At 70.8% G+C, this 15,373-nt stretch carries 14 protein-coding genes; 7 read left to right on the top strand and 7 right to left on the bottom strand.

Annotation, left to right across the window (positions count from 1 at the left end; all coding sequences use genetic code 11):
• Positions 1-443: 443 nt before the first annotated feature.
• Positions 444-1,622, top strand: a complete 1,179-nt coding sequence (locus tag IF12_RS0122275; RefSeq protein WP_030162494.1) for a DUF5685 family protein — start codon at positions 444-446, stop codon at positions 1,620-1,622.
• 9 nt (positions 1,623-1,631) lie between these two features.
• Here the strand turns inward: IF12_RS0122275 and IF12_RS0122270 are convergent, their stop codons facing one another.
• Together IF12_RS0122270 and IF12_RS0122265 are read right to left on the bottom strand one after the other, a co-directional pair.
• Complete coding sequence (locus IF12_RS0122270; RefSeq protein ID WP_030162492.1) at positions 1,632-2,360, bottom strand: hypothetical protein; 729 nt, start codon at positions 2,358-2,360, stop codon at positions 1,632-1,634.
• A 41-nt stretch (positions 2,361-2,401) separates the two neighbouring features.
• Positions 2,402-3,592, bottom strand: coding sequence for a class I SAM-dependent RNA methyltransferase (locus IF12_RS0122265; protein ID WP_081913860.1), 1,191 nt, complete (start codon positions 3,590-3,592; stop codon positions 2,402-2,404).
• A gap of 349 nt (positions 3,593-3,941) precedes the next feature.
• On the opposite strand from IF12_RS0122265, the gene IF12_RS0122260 reads away from it, so the two are divergent.
• A complete protein-coding gene (locus IF12_RS0122260) occupies positions 3,942-5,048 on the top strand; it encodes a lytic polysaccharide monooxygenase (RefSeq protein WP_030162486.1) in 1,107 nt (368 codons plus the stop codon).
• 315 nt (positions 5,049-5,363) lie between these two features.
• Entirely contained in the window at positions 5,364-6,506 is a 1,143-nt protein-coding gene (locus IF12_RS0122255; protein ID WP_081913859.1) for a lytic polysaccharide monooxygenase, read from the top strand.
• Positions 6,507-6,580: 74 nt separating this feature from the next.
• On the opposite strand, the gene IF12_RS0122250 is transcribed toward IF12_RS0122255, so the two are convergent.
• From IF12_RS0122250 to dut, 3 genes are all read right to left on the bottom strand, one after another.
• A complete protein-coding gene (locus IF12_RS0122250) occupies positions 6,581-7,354 on the bottom strand; it encodes a DUF3159 domain-containing protein (RefSeq protein ID WP_231492683.1) in 774 nt (257 codons plus the stop codon).
• Between the two features lie 337 nt (positions 7,355-7,691).
• Positions 7,692-8,438 (bottom strand): DUF3710 domain-containing protein, encoded by a 747-nt coding sequence (locus IF12_RS0122245; protein ID WP_051704785.1) that lies wholly within the window; start codon positions 8,436-8,438, stop codon positions 7,692-7,694.
• Positions 8,431-8,907 (bottom strand): dUTP diphosphatase, encoded by a 477-nt coding sequence (gene dut / locus IF12_RS0122240; protein WP_030162478.1) that lies wholly within the window; start codon positions 8,905-8,907, stop codon positions 8,431-8,433. Before dut ends, IF12_RS0122245 begins: the two co-directional genes overlap by 8 nt.
• A gap of 268 nt (positions 8,908-9,175) precedes the next feature.
• Between dut and IF12_RS0122235 the strand changes: the two genes are divergently transcribed.
• The gene (locus tag IF12_RS0122235; protein ID WP_030162477.1) at positions 9,176-9,658 is read left to right on the top strand and encodes a DUF3093 domain-containing protein; all 483 of its coding nucleotides are present in this window, start codon (positions 9,176-9,178) and stop codon (positions 9,656-9,658) included.
• Between the two features lie 96 nt (positions 9,659-9,754).
• Here IF12_RS0122235 and IF12_RS0122230 read toward each other — a convergent pair whose 3' ends face one another.
• Positions 9,755-10,051, bottom strand: coding sequence for a DUF4193 domain-containing protein (locus IF12_RS0122230; RefSeq protein WP_030162474.1), 297 nt, complete (start codon positions 10,049-10,051; stop codon positions 9,755-9,757).
• Positions 10,052-10,428: 377 nt separating this feature from the next.
• On the opposite strand from IF12_RS0122230, the gene IF12_RS26375 reads away from it, so the two are divergent.
• The 3 genes from IF12_RS26375 to IF12_RS0122215 all read left to right on the top strand — a co-directional run bounded on the left by IF12_RS26375 (position 10,429) and on the right by IF12_RS0122215 (position 13,312).
• A complete protein-coding gene (locus IF12_RS26375) occupies positions 10,429-10,917 on the top strand; it encodes a LytR C-terminal domain-containing protein (RefSeq protein ID WP_197034842.1) in 489 nt (162 codons plus the stop codon).
• Positions 10,918-11,069: 152 nt separating this feature from the next.
• Positions 11,070-12,725 carry an RNA polymerase sigma factor gene (locus IF12_RS0122220; RefSeq protein WP_197034841.1) on the top strand — a complete coding sequence of 552 codons (1,656 nt, stop codon included), beginning with the start codon at positions 11,070-11,072 and terminating at the stop codon, positions 12,723-12,725.
• A gap of 347 nt (positions 12,726-13,072) precedes the next feature.
• On the top strand, positions 13,073-13,312 hold the full coding sequence (locus tag IF12_RS0122215; RefSeq protein ID WP_030162469.1) for a hypothetical protein: 240 nt from the start codon (positions 13,073-13,075) through the stop codon (positions 13,310-13,312).
• Between the two features lie 187 nt (positions 13,313-13,499).
• Here IF12_RS0122215 and IF12_RS0122210 read toward each other — a convergent pair whose 3' ends face one another.
• A complete protein-coding gene (locus tag IF12_RS0122210; RefSeq protein ID WP_369807744.1) occupies positions 13,500-15,206 on the bottom strand; it encodes a DEAD/DEAH box helicase in 1,707 nt (568 codons plus the stop codon).
• Positions 15,207-15,373: the final 167 nt, after the last annotated feature.

The following is a 15,373-nucleotide window of genomic DNA, read 5'->3' as shown; positions in this document are numbered from 1 at the left end:
CCCCACGCCCCACGCCCCACGCCCCAAACGAGTGTCGGACCCCCGCGTCATCGTTGCATCGGGGGGACCCGGCACCCGACACACCCGACCCCGGGGGCCGGCGCACCCGCCCTCATCCCACGTTTCACACCGCCCGCCCGCTCACTCCCACCGGACGCGTTCCCTGGCCAACGCCGCCATCGCACCGCCGACCCGATCCGTACCTACCGAACCGAGCACGCTCACTGCGCGAAACGCCACTCCATTCATGCGGATGTGCTAATGTATTGAGACGCTTCGCGAGGACTCCTCGCCGAGCGTCCAAGACTCTTCGGGCCTCCCGCACGCGACCGCCGACCCGCGCTCGGCGGTCGCGTTGCGTCCCGGCTATAGAATCCCCGGGCGACGCACCCCGCAGCACGCCCGAGCCCGCTCGGCGCGCCGCCGACGAGCTAGGAGACCCGTTGTTCGGCATCCTCGCGCCCTGCCCCTCGCGCACCCCCGACGACCTCAAGCCCCGCTGGATGGGGCATTTCTGCGGTCTCTGCCTGGAACTGCGCGACGACGCCGGGCACTTCGCGCGCCTCACCACCAACTACGACGCCCTCGCCCTCTCGGTCCTCGTCGAAGCCCAGCTCGGCGCCGACTCGGACGCGCGCGACGCCGGGCCCTGCGCCCTGCGCGGCATGCGCCGCCAGCGCGTCGCGACCGGAGGCGGGCCGCGCCTGGCGGCCACCGCCTCTCTGCTGCTGGCCTCGGCGAAGCTGCGCGACCACGTCGAGGACGGCGACGGGATCGTCGCCCGGCCCGGCGCGCGGGGCCTGGCGGGCGTGACCGCGGGTCGGCTGCGGCGCAAGGCCGCGTCGATCGGCGGCTCGATCGGCCTCGACGTCGAACCGCTCGTCGCCGTGATCGAGGGCCAGCGCGACATCGAGGCGTCCTGCGGGCCCGGCACGCCGCTCACCGCCGTCACCGCGCCGACGGAGACTGCGACCGGTGCGCTGTTCGCGCACGCGGCGACGCTCGGCGGCGAGCCGGGCAACGCCGAGGCGTTCCGGGCCGCCGGGACGGCGTTCGGGCGGCTCGCGCATCTGCTGGATGCCGCCGACGACTTCGACGAGGACGCCGAGCGCGGGGCCTGGAATCCGCTGGCCGCGACCGGTGCCGGCGTGGAGGGCGCCCGGGCGCTGGCGCGCGGGGCGCTCGCGGACATGAAGGCGGCCTTGGCGTCCGCTTCGCTGTTGGACGCTTCGTTGACGGGTCTGTTGCTCGACCGGTACGCCCGCCACGCGGTCGCGAAGGCCTTCGGTTCGACCTGTGCGAGCTACCACGAGCCGGATCGGAGCCATGAGGTCCGCGGCATCCCGCGCCGCGCGGATCTCCACCCCGGCGACGAGATCGGCGATCCGCCGCGGCGGCGCGGGTTCTGGGCCGGGCTGTGCGGTTTCGCGGTCCTGTGCTGCACCTGTCAGTTGTGCTGCGCCGAGCATTACGAGGGCCCGTGGAGCGGTCGCGGGCGCGAGGGCTGCTGCCGCGACTGCTGCGACTGCGGGTGGTGCGAGTGCTGCAACTGCTGCCAGTGCTGCGGGGGCGATTCGGACGGGGGCGGCTGCTGCGGCGGTTGCGATTGCAGCTGCGACTGAGCCGTTCGGCTACCGCGGCGCCGGGGGCCGCGGGCCGTTCGGGCGCGGGTCGAGGTGGGCGTCGCGCCAGACCGGCGGTGGCGGATCGATGCCGATCGGCGAGTCGGGGCGCTGGTCGGGGGCCTTGCGGGGCCGGTTGCCGGGCCGTTCGAGCCAGGCCTTGGCGGGTCGGGTGTGGAGCAGGACCAGGCACAGGGCCACGGCGAGGAGCTGGGCGAGCGAGGGCAGGATTCTGAGGATGCTGAAGACGCCGGTGAGGGCGTTGAGGGCGAGCAGGCCGAGTCCGATGTAGAACACTGTGCGCGAGTCCTGGAACCCGAAGCGGCCCAGTTCTTCCTTGGCGACGGCCCAGATGAGGGCGGCGTTCGCTGCGGCGACGACGAGGCCGAGGAGGACGCCGGTGAAGAATCCGGCGAACGAGAGGGCCGCGAAGGCCAGGAGCGCGACCGAGAGTCCGACGAGGACCGTCAGGGCGGTGATCGCGAGGTGAATCCAGAGGGCCTGCAGGATCACGGTGATCTGCCGCGGGCGGCCTTCGCGGCCGCGGATGCCCCAGCGCTGCGCGAACGTGGGCGGCGGCGGCAGGACCGGTCCGGAGGGCCGTCCGGCGGCGAAGGCCCCGTAGGGGTCGTGCGGGCGGTACTGGAAGGACTGCGGCTGCGGCGCACCACCAGGGTGCGCGGGGCCGGACCGCCGGTAGGGGTCGGCGGCGCGCGTCGGGTCGGGGGGAAGGGTCATCGATCGGCTCCGAGGAGTGCGGTCGGTCAAGGCGTGTGCGGTCAGTCGACCGGTTCGAAGAGTGCCACGGTCTCGAAGTGCTGGGTCATCGGGAAGGCGTCGAAGGCGCGGAGGCGCTTGAGTTCGTAGCCTTCGATGGCGAGGTCGCTCGCGTCGCGCGCCAGGGCGCCGGCGTCGCAGGCGACGTAGCAGATCGCCCTGGGCCTGGCCTCGCCGAGCGCGAGCACGACCTCCGGGCCGGCGCCGCTGCGCGGCGGGTCGAGGACCACGAGGTCGACCGAGCCGAGGTCGGGCGCGATGGCGGCCACGTCCCCTTCGATCGCCCCGGCGTTCTTCCATTCGGCGAGGTTCGCGGCGGTGCGCGAGGCGGGCGAGTTCTCGACGGCCACCACGCGGCCGGTCTCGCCGACCGCGGCGGCGAGCCCGGAGGCGAAGAGTCCGGCGCCGGCGTAGAGGTCCCAGGCGGATTCGCCTTCGCGCGGTTCGAGGAACTCCAGGGCGCACGCGATGAACGTCGGCGCGGCGGCGGGGTGGACCTGCCAGAACCCGTCGAAGCCGATCTCGAAGACGTGCTCGTACTCCTGGCCCTCGACCTTCTGGTGGACGAGCTTGGGGCCGCTCTTGTGGTGCGGCCGGGCGGTGCGCCGCAGCTGGGTGTAGACGGCGAGGCGGTCCTCGTCGGCGTCGACGACGCCGACCGCGCCCATGCCGTCCCAGTCCTTCTCGAGGAGGTCCGATTCGCGGATGCGCTCGGTAGCGATGGCGCACCGGTCGATGTGGACGAGGTCGTGTGACTTGTGCTTGCGCAGGCCCGGGCGCCCGGAGGCGTCGACGGCGTACTGCATCCGGGTGCGCCAGCCGAGCGCGCCCTCCTCCCACGGCAGCTCCTCGACCTCGACGCCTTCGAGGAGCGCGGGGTCGATGCCGCCGATGCGGGTGAGCTGGTCGAACAGGACCTTGGCCTTGAGGCGGCGCTGCGCCTCGGGCGCGGCGTGCTGGAAATCGCAGCCGCCGCACTTGCCGGGGCCGGCGAAGGCGCACGGGGGCTCGACGCGGTCGGGCGAGGCCTCCATGACCTCGACGGCGTCGGCGAACGCGAAGCGCTTCTTGCGGTCGGTGACCTCGATGCGGACGGTCTCGCCGGGCAGGGCGTGCCGGACGAAGTAGACCTCGCCGTCGACGCGGGCCACGCAGTGGCCTCCTGCGGCGACGTCTCCTACGGTGACGATCATCGTCCTCATCCTCTGGTCTGGAACGGCTGCGGCGCCGACTGACGCTCAGCGGGCCGCACGCCAGGATACGGGGCCGGCCGGGCCGGTCCGCGGCTTCGCCGCGCAGGTGTGACATCGGCTTTCGGGCCCCGGGGCGACCCTACCCGGCGGGTCCGGCGGCGGGCGGGGGCGTGCGCGGCGGCGGGCCGAACACCCTCGAAGCGGGCGATGAGCCACACGCGCCCCAGGCGGACTCGGTTGGTTCCGGTTCGTCCTTTTGCGGCGAAAGGTCGGGGGCGGACTTTACATCTGGACGTGACACAGGTTATATTGATAGTCCTCAATATTCCTATATTCTGGGAGCGCTACCATGCTCAGACCATCCCGTCATCGCCTACGCACGCTGATCATCGCGGTCACCGCGGCCTTCGCGGCCGGGGTCGCGTCGTTCCTCTTCGTGCAGCCCTCCTCCGCCCACGGCACCGTCACCAGCCCCGCGGCCCGCCACTACAGCTGTTGGGAGCGCTGGGGCGACGACCACCTGAACCCCAACATGGCCGACACCGACCCCATGTGCGCGCAGGCCTGGCAGGCCAACCCGAGCACCATGTGGAACTGGAACGGCCTCCTGCGCGAGGGCATGGCCGGTCAGCACGAGTCGCGCATCCCCGACAACCAGCTCTGCTCGGGCGGACAGGCCGAGGGCGGGCGCTACAACTCGCTCGACGAGCCCGGCCCGTGGCACACCACGCCGCTCGCCAACAACTTCACGCTCCACTATGAGGACACCGCCACGCACGGCGGCGACTACTACTGGGTGTACGTGACCAAGCAGGGCTACGACGCGCTGACCGACGCCCTCGACTGGGGCGACCTCGAGCGCGTGGTCTCCACCGGCGTGTACCTGCCGGGCGAGCCGGTCGACATCCCCGTCAGCGCCCCCGGGCGCACCGGCCACCACATCGTCTACGTCGTGTGGCAGGCCAGCCACATCGACCAGACCTTCTACTCCTGCTCGGACGTGTGGTTCGGCGAGGGCGGCCCCGGCGAACTGCCGACCGACCCCGAGCCGACCGACCCCGAGCCCACTGACCCGGACCCGACCGACCCCGACCCCACCGACCCCGAGCCCACTGACCCGGAGCCGACCGACCCCACCACGCCTCCGGGCGACCTGAGCTGCGCGGCCACCTCCTCGGTCAACAGCTGGGGCAACGGCGCCACCGTCGAGGTCACGGTGGCCAACACCGGGACCAGGACCGTCCACGCGTGGATGCTCCATTGGCAGTGGCTGGCGAGTTCGAACGTCTCGGTGAGCAACATCTGGAACGCCGAGTACTCCACGATGGGCACTTCGGAGATGATCGCTCCCGTCGGCTGGAACTCGGTCATCGAGCCCGGCAGCTCGGTGTCCTTCGGGTTCAACGTCGACGGCGCGCTCACGGCGATGCCCGAGTTGGACTGCCTCGCCTCTTAGGCGGCACGCCTGAGAAGGCGCGACGAGTAGAGGCAACCGCCCCCGAGCGGGCGACGCTCCACAGCGGGCGTCGCTCCTGAGAACCCCGGCGGTACCACGCGGTCCCGGCCCTCGCGGCCGGGGCCGCTCCCTTGTGCCCGAAAGCCGCCGAAGGGCCGCGAGCGGTCCTGGCCGGCCCTCGAACCGCGCCCGGGCCGGTTCCGACCCGAATTCGATCGGTCAGTCGTCAAAAATAATCCCGATGCCCTTTACATGCGCACTTCGAGCCAGTTACATTGAAAAGTGTCAATGTTCCTACATTTTGGGAGCGCTACTATGCTCAATCTCCGAAGATTCGGTCCCGACCGCCACGATCCGCCGCGACCCGGCGGTCGCCGCGTCCGCAGCCTCGTCCTCCTCGTCGCCGCGCTCTTCGCGGCCGGTTCGGCCGCGGTGCTGTTCATCCAGCCCGCCTCCAGCCACGGCACCGCCATCGGCCCCTCCTCGCGGCACTACAGCTGCTGGGAGCGCTGGGGCGACGACTTCCAGAACCCGGCCATGGCGAACGAGGACCCCATGTGCTGGGGCGCCTGGCAGAACGACCCCAGTGCCATGTGGAACTGGAACGGCCTCTACCTCGAGCAGGTCGGCGGCGACCACCAGGGCGCCATCCCCGACAACCAGCTCTGCTCGGCCGGCCAGACGGGCGGCACCCGGTACGCCGCGCTCGACGAACCGGGGCCGTGGAAGACCACCCAGGTGAACTCGAACTTCACGTTCACCAACTGGGACCAGGCCGACCACGGCGCCGACTACTACCGGATCTACGTGACGAGGCAGGGCTACGACGCCCAGACCGACGCGCTGGACTGGGCCGACCTCGAACTGGTCGCCGAGACCGACAGGATCGCCCCCGGCGTCGGGCGCACGCCCCCTTCGGGCGGCGGCACCCTCGTCGACATCGACGTCTCCGCCCCCGGCCGCACCGGCCACCACATCGTGTACATGATCTGGCAGGCCAGCCACTTCGACCAGTCGTTCTACTCGTGCTCCGACGTGTGGTTCGGCTCCGGCCAGCCGACCGAGCCGCCGACCACCCCGGACGAGCCCACCGAGGACCCGACCGAGGAGCCCACCGAAGAGCCCACTGAGGAGCCGACCACCGGCGGCCCCTCCGGGATCGAGTGCACCGCCACCGCGTCGGTGAACGACTGGGGCTCGGGCGCCGGGGTCACGGTGACCGTCGCCAACACCGGCACCCAGGCGATCCACAACTGGATGCTGCACTGGCAGTGGCCGAGCACCGGCGTCACGGTCAGCCAGATCTGGAACGCCGAGTACTCCACGATGGGCACGATGGAGATGGCCGCACCGGTCTCCTGGAACCAGGAGATCGCCGTCGGCGACTCGATCGAGTTCGGGTTCAACGTCTCGGGGACGCTGAGCGCCGCCCCTGAGTTCGACTGCCTCCCGGCCTAGACGGCGTTCGCGCGCCTCCCAGGCGCGGACGCGAAACGGCGCGGGGCCCCTCGGCCCCGCGCCGTCCGCGTGCGTCAGAGCGCCGGCGCCCCGGCGGCCTCGACGGTCTTCATGTGGCGGCGCACCGCCCAGATCGTGAAGGCCGTCAGCGCGATCGTGACCGGCCAGCCCCCGAAGAGGGTCACCAGGCCCAGCGCGTTCTCGGCGTCGATGTAGTACAGCCAGATCCGCAGGGCGTTCTTGACGATGAACACGATCCCCCACAGGATCGTGACCCTGCTGAGCACGTCCACCAGCGGTTTGTTGTCCCGCCACTCCTTCTTGCCGCCCTGGGCGACCACCGCGTAGATCCAGCCGATGATCGGGTGGCGCACGAGCGCCGAGACGATGAGCAGCACCCCGTAGATCGCGCCCTGGATGATCCCGGGCAGGTAGAAGTCGCGTGCGTCGGTGGAGCGCCAGGCGAGGAACGCGCCGAGCGCGATCCCGAACAGGCCGTTGAGGGCGTGCCGGATCGGCTCCTTGCGGATCGCGCGCCACGCGGCGATCGCCAGCGCGGAGGCGGCCGAGAGGAGGATGGCCCACTGGAGGCCGCTGAGGGGCCCCATCTGGTCGGGCAGGAGCGGGTTGAGCACCACGAAGAGGGTGATCGGCACCGCGGCCTCGACCACGCCCTTGACGCCGCCGAGCTGCTGCGAGAGCTGCTCGGTGAACGGCGGCAGGTCGTCGGGGTCGGGCCGGGGCTCGGGGTCCTTCTGGTCGCGGGTCTCGGCGGGGTCCTGCTCACCGAGTTCGGCGTCCTCGCGGGGCTCGGGGTCGGGCTTGCGGGTCGGCGTCTCGGTGCTCAATGCGGGCCTTCCGGTCGGTCGCCGGTGCCTCGGCGACAGGTCCGCGCTCGGGGGCGCAGTTCGTAGGTCGGGTCGTGGATGACGAAGCGGCCGTCGCCCGCTCGGGCGGCGTGTCCGCGCGCGACGAGCCCGGCCCCGGCCTCCTAGCCCACGATACGCCGTCGGCCCGTCCAGACCAATGCGACCTGACCGGTGCCGTCGGGGCATTCGGTGCGAAAGCGCCCGGCGGCCGCGGCTGCCGGGCGGTCGCCGAGGTCGGTCTTGTAGGCGAGCCGCTCCCGTGAAGGGGCGGCCGGGCGCCTGAGCGGGTCCTTGAGCCGCCCGGGGGCCTCGGCCCTTACCGCTTGGGGCGCGGGGAGGGTTTGCGCCGCACCTGCGGTTTGGGCGTGTCCCCGGCCGCGATGATGGCGCGGTTGCCGTCGCCGCCTTCGGCCTTGCGCTGCGCGATGCGGGCGGCGGCCTCTTCGGCCATCTTCGGCGGGAGCTTCAGCGGCAGCGGCTCGCGGACGGGCATCGCGGTGGAGCCGCGGTCGATGACGAGGTTGCGCAGGGCGTCGTCGAGTTCGGGGGCGGCGGACTCGTCGAGGGCCCGCTGGCCCTGGAAGGTTGCCTGGACGAACCAGCGGGGGCCGTCGACGCCGCAGAAGCGCACCGAGTTGGCGCCCTTCTTGCCGGCGACCTTCGCGATCAGTTCGGTGCCCCAGCGGCCCTCGACCTCTTCGACCTGGCCTCCCTGGCCGGTGACCTGGTCGGCGAGTTCGCCGCGGAACTCCTCCCAGATGCCCTCGCTGCGCGGCGCGGCGCGCACGAGCAGTTGGAGCGCAGAGGAGCCGGTGGTCAGCAGGACCTGGGAGATGTTGCCCTTGGCGTCGGTCTGGGCTTGGAAGCCGACGCCCTTGGGGACGGGGAGCTTGATGGCGCCGAGGTCGATGCGTCGCACGTCGCCCTCTTCGGGGGCGTCGGCGGCGTCGTAGGGGCCGTCCGTGTGGACCCGAGGCGCGGTCGAGCCGCTCTCGGCCAGCGAGTCGAGTACGGCGCCCTCGGTGGGGCGCTGCTTCTTCGACGACCGTCGCCGCTTAAACACGTTCGTTCTCCTCTGCAAGTCGGCGGTGCCCGCCGGTCGAACCGTGGCCGTTCGCGCCGCGCTGGGTCGGCGCGAAGTCGTCGACCTCGGTGAAACGGGCCCGCACAACCGGTTGGATGACCAATTGTGCGACACGGTCTCCGCGTTCGATGACGGCGGTCCGCTCGGGGTCGAGGTTGACCAGGTTGACCTTGATCTCGCCGCGGTAGCCGGAGTCGATGGTGCCGGGGGCGTTGACGATGGTGACGCCGAGCCGGTGGGCCAGTCCGGAGCGGGGGTTGGTGTAGCCGACGTGCCCGTCGGGGACGGCCACGGCGACGCCGGTGCCGACGAGGGCGCGCCTGCCGGGGGCGAGTTCGACGCGCTCGGCGGCGTAGAGGTCGGCCCCCGCGTCGCCCGGGTGGGCGTAGGCGGGCAGCGGCAGGTCGGGGTCGAGCCGCCGGATGGCGACCGGCACGTCCGCGGTCATCGTCAATGGGTTCCTCTCGCTCGCGCGTCAACGCTCAGCACAATTACGGCTCCGCCCCGGCTTCCACGTTGCGTGTCGGCCTTCAGGCGGTTACGCGTCGCCGTGGTGCAAACTTACGGCTCCGCCCGGGCTTCCGCCCTCTGCGTCGGCCTTCGGGCGGGTATGCGTCGCCGTGCCCTACAAAACTACGGCCCCGCCCGGTGGCGCGGCCGTGTGTCTCGACATACGGGCGGGTCGCTGTCGCCGAGTCGGGACTATGGTCTCAGATATGAGGAGTGGAGAGCGGTACGCCGAGCGGATGCGGTTGCCGGCGGCCGGCTGGCTGGGCGTGGTCGTGCTCGCGCTGATCGCCGCGGGTTTGTCGAACATGGGCGACATGCGCTGGTGGCGGGTGAGTGCGAGCCTGGTGATCCTGGTCGTCCCCCTGGTCGGCGCCTGGTGGCTCGGGCGGCTGCCGGTGCGGGTGGTCGAGGCCGAGGGCGAGACGTGGCTCCAAGTCGACGACGCGCGGCTGCCGATGTCGGCCGTGGCCGACGTCGAAATCCTCGAACCGGTCGCCTACTCCGACGCCCTCGGCGTCGCGATGCACCCTCTGGCCTTCGTCGTCCAGCGGCCCTGGATCAACCGGGGCGTGCGGGTCGTCCTCGACGACCCCGAGGACCCGACCCCGTACTGGGTGGTCGCCTCGCGCCGCCCCGAGCGCCTGCGCGAGGCGCTGCTGTCGTCTCGTGCGGACGCCCCGGCCGTCTGAGGCCCCGTCCGCGCGCCCGGAGGCTTTCGTGTGAAGCGAAACGGCTCGCGGGCGAACCCGCGAGCCGTGCGCCGTCTGAGGGGCCTCTCCTGCGATTTATGCGCAGTCCTTGCAGATCGGCTGCCCGTTCTTCTCCTTGGCGAACTGGCTGCGGTGGTGGACCAGGAAGCAGCTCGAGCAGCGGAACTCGTCGGTCTGCATCGGCAGGACCTTGACCGACAGCTCCTCGTCTCCGAGGTCGGCGCCGGGCAGTTCGAAGTTCTCGGCCACTTCTGCTTCGTCGACGTCCACCGACCCGGATTGATCGGTGCGGCCTTTGGCGAGGGCTTCGATGCCGTCGGGCCCGGTGTTCTCTTCCTTGTCCCGGCGCGGGGCGTCGTAGTCGGTTGCCATCTTTTTCCACTCCCATTGGTTGCTTCGGTGGCACGGGAACCCGGCGCAGCGGGTGCCGCTTGGAGTGTTCGGGTGACACAGCGGCTCGGCTCGGGTTCCTGGCGGGTTCGGTTCCGTCCCCTGCAGGCGGCGTACCTTACCGCGTGCAGTCCATTCCTATACACGATCCCCCAGGGTTTTTCATCCCCATTGTGGTGAGAAACACTCCTGTGGCGGCGGCGGCGAGTGTACCGCCTCTCGCCCACCAAGTCGTTCGGCGCACGATAGCCTTCGGGTGGCAACGTTTGCGGGGCGCCGGCTCGTCTAAGAGCCGGACATCAAGTTGGGGCTTTTGGAGACTCGGGGAGGCAGCCGTGCGTATCGCTCGTATCCGCGCTTTGACGGTACTTTGTGCGCTGGCACTGGTGGCGGGCCTGATCACGTACTGGGCGATACGGAACGACTCGCAATTGTCGGCGAACAGCTCCTGCCCGCCCGGCGCGATCGAGATCAAGACCGCCCCGATCCCGGACCCCACCGAGATCGAGGTGATCGTCCTCAACGGCACCGACCGCACCGGTCTGGCCGACCAGGCCGCCTCGCAACTTGAGGACCGCGGGTTCGTCGTGCTCGACACCGGCGACGCCGACGAGCCCTACGACGGCACCGCCCTGGTGTTCTTCGGGCCCGAGCAGTACGCCGCCGGGCTCCACACGCACGCGTACTTCTACCAGGGCCACGACAACTTCGACCTCGAATGGGAACAGCCCATCACGATCATCCTCGGGGCGCAGTTCCAAGAGGTCCGCTCCGCGTCCGACGCGCGGCAGTCCTTCGCGCAGGGCGGCATCGGCGATCCGCCCGAAGGCACCTGCACGGTAGAATAGACGCCGCCACACCCCACGCGCTGCGACAGCGAAACTCAAAATGCGGAAACACAGCTCGAAACGGCACCGCGGACGGGCCGATAACGATTTTCGGCGCTACAATTCACGCCTGCCCGGTCGTGTGCCGACCTGGGCTGCCGACCTAATATCCAATGCTCACCCGCCATGGAGCCCGGCTGCGCCGTGCCCGCCATTGCCTCGGAAGGTTGCTCGTGACTGACGCACGTCCCACCGGCACTGACGTCAATTCCCTGACCGACTCATTGCTCGCTCTGGCCCGAGAGAGCAACGGTCAACTGACGTCCGCGACGGTCGCTCAGGTTCTGGAGTCGGCCCAGTCCTCCCCCGCCGAGGGCAAGAAGGTGCTCCGTGCGCTGGCCGAGGCCGACGTGACCGTGGTCGTGGACGGCTCGACCTCCACCCGCAAGCGCGTCCCCGCCGCCCGCACCGCCACCTCCTCCAGGACCACCACCGCCAAGGCCGCCAAGAAGGCCGCGGTGAAGAAGGCCCCCAAGAAGGCCGCCGCGGCCCCCGCCGCGGAGGAGACCGACGCCGAAGAGGCCCCGGTCAAGAAGGCGGCCAAGAAGACCGCTAAGAAGGCCGTCGCCAAGAAGGCGGCGAAGAAGGCCGTGGCCAAGAAGGCCGCGCCCGCCGACGGCGCCGCCGAGGAACCCGACGAGGCCGGTCTCGCCGCCTCCGAGGACGCGCTCGCCGAGGCCGCCGCCGCGGCCCCCGCCAAGAAGGCCACTCGCAAGAAGGCCGCGAAGAAGACCGCCTCCTCGCGCAAGTCCAAGAAGGACGAAGGCGACGAGGAGGAGGACGGCTTCGAGTGGGACGAGGAGGACTCCGAGGCCCTCAAGCAGGCCCGCAAGGACGCCGAGATGACCGCCTCGGCCGACTCGGTCCGCGCCTACCTCAAGCAGATCGGCAAGGTGCCCCTCCTCAACGCGGCCCAGGAGGTCGAGCTCGCCAAGCGCATCGAGGCCGGCCTGTACGCCGTCGAGCGCCTCAAGCAGCTCAAGGAGGGCGGCGGGGAGATCCCCACGCAGATGCGCCGCGACCTCGAATGGATCATCCGCGACGGCGACCGCGCCAAGGACCACCTCCTGGAGGCCAACCTCCGACTCGTCGTCTCCCTCGCCAAGCGCTACACCGGCCGCGGCATGGCGTTCCTGGACCTCATCCAGGAAGGCAACCTCGGCCTCATCCGCGCCGTCGAGAAGTTCGACTACACCAAGGGCTACAAGTTCTCCACGTACGCCACCTGGTGGATCCGCCAGGCCATCACCCGCGCCATGGCCGACCAGGCCCGCACCATCCGCATCCCCGTGCACATGGTCGAGGTCATCAACAAGCTCGGCCGCATACAGCGTGAGCTGCTTCAGGACCTCGGTCGCGAGCCCAGCCCGGACGAGCTCGCCAAGGAGATGGACATCTCCCCCGAGAAGGTCCTGGAGATCCAGCAGTACGCGCGCGAGCCGATCAGCCTCGACCAGACCATCGGCGACGAGGGCGACAGCCAGCTCGGCGACTTCATCGAGGACTCCGAGGCCATCGTGGCCGTCGACGCGGTCTCCTTCTCGCTCCTTCAAGGACAGCTCCAGCAGGTGCTCCAGACGCTCTCCGAGCGCGAGGCCGGCGTCGTGCGACTGCGCTTCGGCCTCACCGACGGCCAGCCGCGGACCCTCGACGAGATCGGCCAGGTCTACGGGGTGACCCGCGAGCGCATCCGCCAGATCGAGTCCAAGACCATGTCGAAACTGCGCCACCCCTCGCGTTCGCAGGTCCTGCGCGACTACCTCGACTAGTCCCCCGAACCGGGCCGCATCACTCGCGAAAACGCCCGCGCCGCAGCCGGATACCGCGCCTCCCGCACGCCCGATGAGGCCTGCGCCTCACCCGAACGGGTGTTTCGCGCGGCCGCTCCCCGGGTACAAATCGGGCCTGGCCGAGGTTCGGCCGGGTTGTCGATCCGCATTCCGTGGGCTACGGTGTGGAGCAACTATCCCGAGCACCCGATGAGTGAGCCGAGTCTCAGTCAGCCGGTGTCGGGAAGAGGTAGTACAGTGCAGGCGTTGATCGGAACGTGCCGGTCAACGGGCCGACATAAACCGAGTGTCACAGACACGCAACCGAACGCAGCGGAGGACCTGGTATGACATCCACCCTGACGCCCCCGCCCCAGACGGAGGAACGTCCGATCGCGGGCGAGCGCTGCGATCGTTGTAGCGCCGCGGCCAAGCTTCGCGTCACCCTGGCCGAAGGCGGCGACCTCGTCTTCTGCGGCCACCACGCGAATCAGTTCGCCGAAAAGCTCGTGCCGATCGCCATCGACTTCACGGCAGACCCCGAATTCGAATGGCGCGGCACCGACCTCATGGCCTCGCAGAACTAGGCGCGACCAGACTTACGGGCAAGGGCCCGAGCGGATTCCCGCTCGGGCCCTTGTCATGTCTCGGCCGCGAACGCGGACCGTACCGCGAGCGCCGCCTCATCGGCCTCGCCCGCAACGAGAACGACGCCCCCGCGCTTCGCGCGGGGGCGTCGTCGCTTCCCGTAGGCCGTGCGGCCGCCTCAGCGGCTCACCAGGAGCGGATCGCGGCGATCCGCTCCTCCAACTGCTCGATGGTCGCCTGGGCGCTCGGAGGCCCTCCGCAGGTCGACCGGAGCTTCGCGTGGATCTTCCCGTGCGGCTCGTTCGTCGCGAACGAGCGCGCCCCCACGAGCGCGTTCAACTGCTTGCGCAGCTTCAGCCGCTTCTGCGCGTTCGTCATCGCCGGCTCCGCCGGGCGCTCGGCGACCTCCGTGCGCGTCCCGCTCTGCTGCTTCGCCATCTGCTCTCGCTGGCGCTTCTGGAGCAGCAGGTGCACCTGCTCGGGCGTCAACAGCCCCGGCAGGCCCAGGTACTCCTGCTCCTCGGCGCTCCCGGCCTCCACCGGCAGGCCGAAGGAGCCGCCGTCGAAGATCACCTGGTCGAGCTCGGCGCTCGACTCCAGCGTCTCGCGCTGGCCGCCGAGCTCGGTGCCCTCGTCGAGGACCCGCTGCGCCTGCTCCAGCAGCAGCTCGGGGTCCTCGTCCTGCGACTTCGGCTTGATCACGTGGTCGCGGTCGGCCTCGAGGTTCTCCGCGAGGCTCAGCAGCGGGATCACGCTCGGCAGGAACACCGAGGCGGTCTCGCCGGGCCGCCGCGACCGCACGAAGCGCCCGATGGCCTGCGCGAAGTACAGCGGGGTCTGCGCGTTCGTGGCGTACACGCCGACGGCGAGGCGCGGGATGTCGACGCCTTCGGAGACCATCCGGACCGCGACCAGCCACTCCTCGTCGGAGTCGGCGAACTTCGCGATCCGGTCCGAGGAGCCCGCGTCGTCCGACAGCACGATCGTCGCGCTCTTGCCGGTGACGCGCTTGAGGATGCCCGCGTACGAGCGGGCGCTGTTCTGGTCCGAGGCGATGATGAGCCCGCCCGCGTCCGGCATCCCCGCCGCCCGCAGCGACGACAGCCGCCGGTCGGCGGCCCGGATCACCTGCTTGATCCACTCCCCCTCCGGGTCGAGCGCGGTGCGCCACGCCTGGCTCGTGAGGTCCTTGGTCAGCGGCTGGCCCAGGCGCACGGCGAGCTCGTCGCCGGCGCTGGTGCGCCACTTCGCCTGGCCGGAGTAGGCCATGAACATGACCGGGCGCACCACGCCGTCGGCCAGCGCGTCCCGGTAGCCGTAGAGCGCGTCGGCCCGCGAGCGCTTCGCGCCGTCCGGGTCCTCTTCGTACTCCACGAACGGGATCGGGTTGTCGTCGCTGCGGAAGGGCGTGCCGGTCAGCGCCAGGCGGCGCTCGGCCTCGTCGAAGGCGGTCTGGACTCCTTCGCCCCAGGTGCGGGCGTCGCCGGCGTGGTGGATCTCGTCGAGGATGACGAGGGTGCGGCGGGCGAGGGTGCGGCGGCGGTGGACGGCCGGGTCGGCGCCGATCTGCGCGTAGGTGACGACCGCGCCGTGGTAGTCGGCGGCACTGTGGACGTCGGCGTTGCGGAAGGACGGGTCGAGCTGGATGCCGAAGCGGGCCGCCGCGCCCGACCACTGCACCTTGAGGTGCTCGGTCGGGCAGACGACGGTGACGGTGTCGACGGTGCCGTCGGCGAGCAGGTCGTAGGCGATGCGCAGCGCGAACGTGGTCTTGCCGGCGCCCGGGGTGGCGACGGCGAGGAAGTCGCGCGAATGACCCCGGTGGTACGCGACCATGGCCTTGCGTTGCCAGACCCGAAGCGACGGAAGCGACTCGGGTGGGGCGGCCGGGATCATGCGGACTCCTCTCGGACGGCGGTGGACCCGGTTGATCTTAGGACGCCCGAAGCTTCACGGCGCTCGCTTACCGCCCCCGGATTGGCAATGTCACGGCGCCTGCTTGCCAGCCGTAATTGTGCGGAGTCACGGCGCCCGCTTGCCAGCCGTAAATGTGCAGAGCC

It is taken from the genome of Glycomyces sp. NRRL B-16210 (genome assembly GCF_000719515.1).
Classification (GTDB): domain Bacteria; phylum Actinomycetota; class Actinomycetes; order Mycobacteriales; family Micromonosporaceae; genus Glycomyces.
The sequence above is the reverse complement of the archived record's forward strand: the minus strand, read 5'-3'. Positions and strand labels throughout refer to the sequence as shown.

Excerpts from the sequence above, each read along its gene's own strand:
- IF12_RS0122265 (WP_081913860.1), bottom strand. The coding sequence starts at position 3,592 with ATGATCGTCACCGTAGGAGACGTCGCCGCAGGAGGCCACTGCGTGGCC.
- IF12_RS0122215 (WP_030162469.1), top strand. The coding sequence starts at position 13,073 with ATGACATCCACCCTGACGCCCCCGCCCCAGACGGAGGAACGTCCGATC.
- IF12_RS0122230 (WP_030162474.1), bottom strand. The coding sequence starts at position 10,051 with ATGGCAACCGACTACGACGCCCCGCGCCGGGACAAGGAAGAGAACACC.
- dut (WP_030162478.1), bottom strand. The coding sequence starts at position 8,907 with ATGACCGCGGACGTGCCGGTCGCCATCCGGCGGCTCGACCCCGACCTG.
- IF12_RS0122260 (WP_030162486.1), top strand. The coding sequence starts at position 3,942 with ATGCTCAGACCATCCCGTCATCGCCTACGCACGCTGATCATCGCGGTC.
- IF12_RS0122220 (WP_197034841.1), top strand. The coding sequence starts at position 11,070 with ATGCTCACCCGCCATGGAGCCCGGCTGCGCCGTGCCCGCCATTGCCTC.
- IF12_RS0122235 (WP_030162477.1), top strand. The coding sequence starts at position 9,176 with ATGAGGAGTGGAGAGCGGTACGCCGAGCGGATGCGGTTGCCGGCGGCC.
- IF12_RS0122255 (WP_081913859.1), top strand. The coding sequence starts at position 5,364 with ATGCTCAATCTCCGAAGATTCGGTCCCGACCGCCACGATCCGCCGCGA.
- IF12_RS0122270 (WP_030162492.1), bottom strand. The coding sequence starts at position 2,360 with ATGACCCTTCCCCCCGACCCGACGCGCGCCGCCGACCCCTACCGGCGG.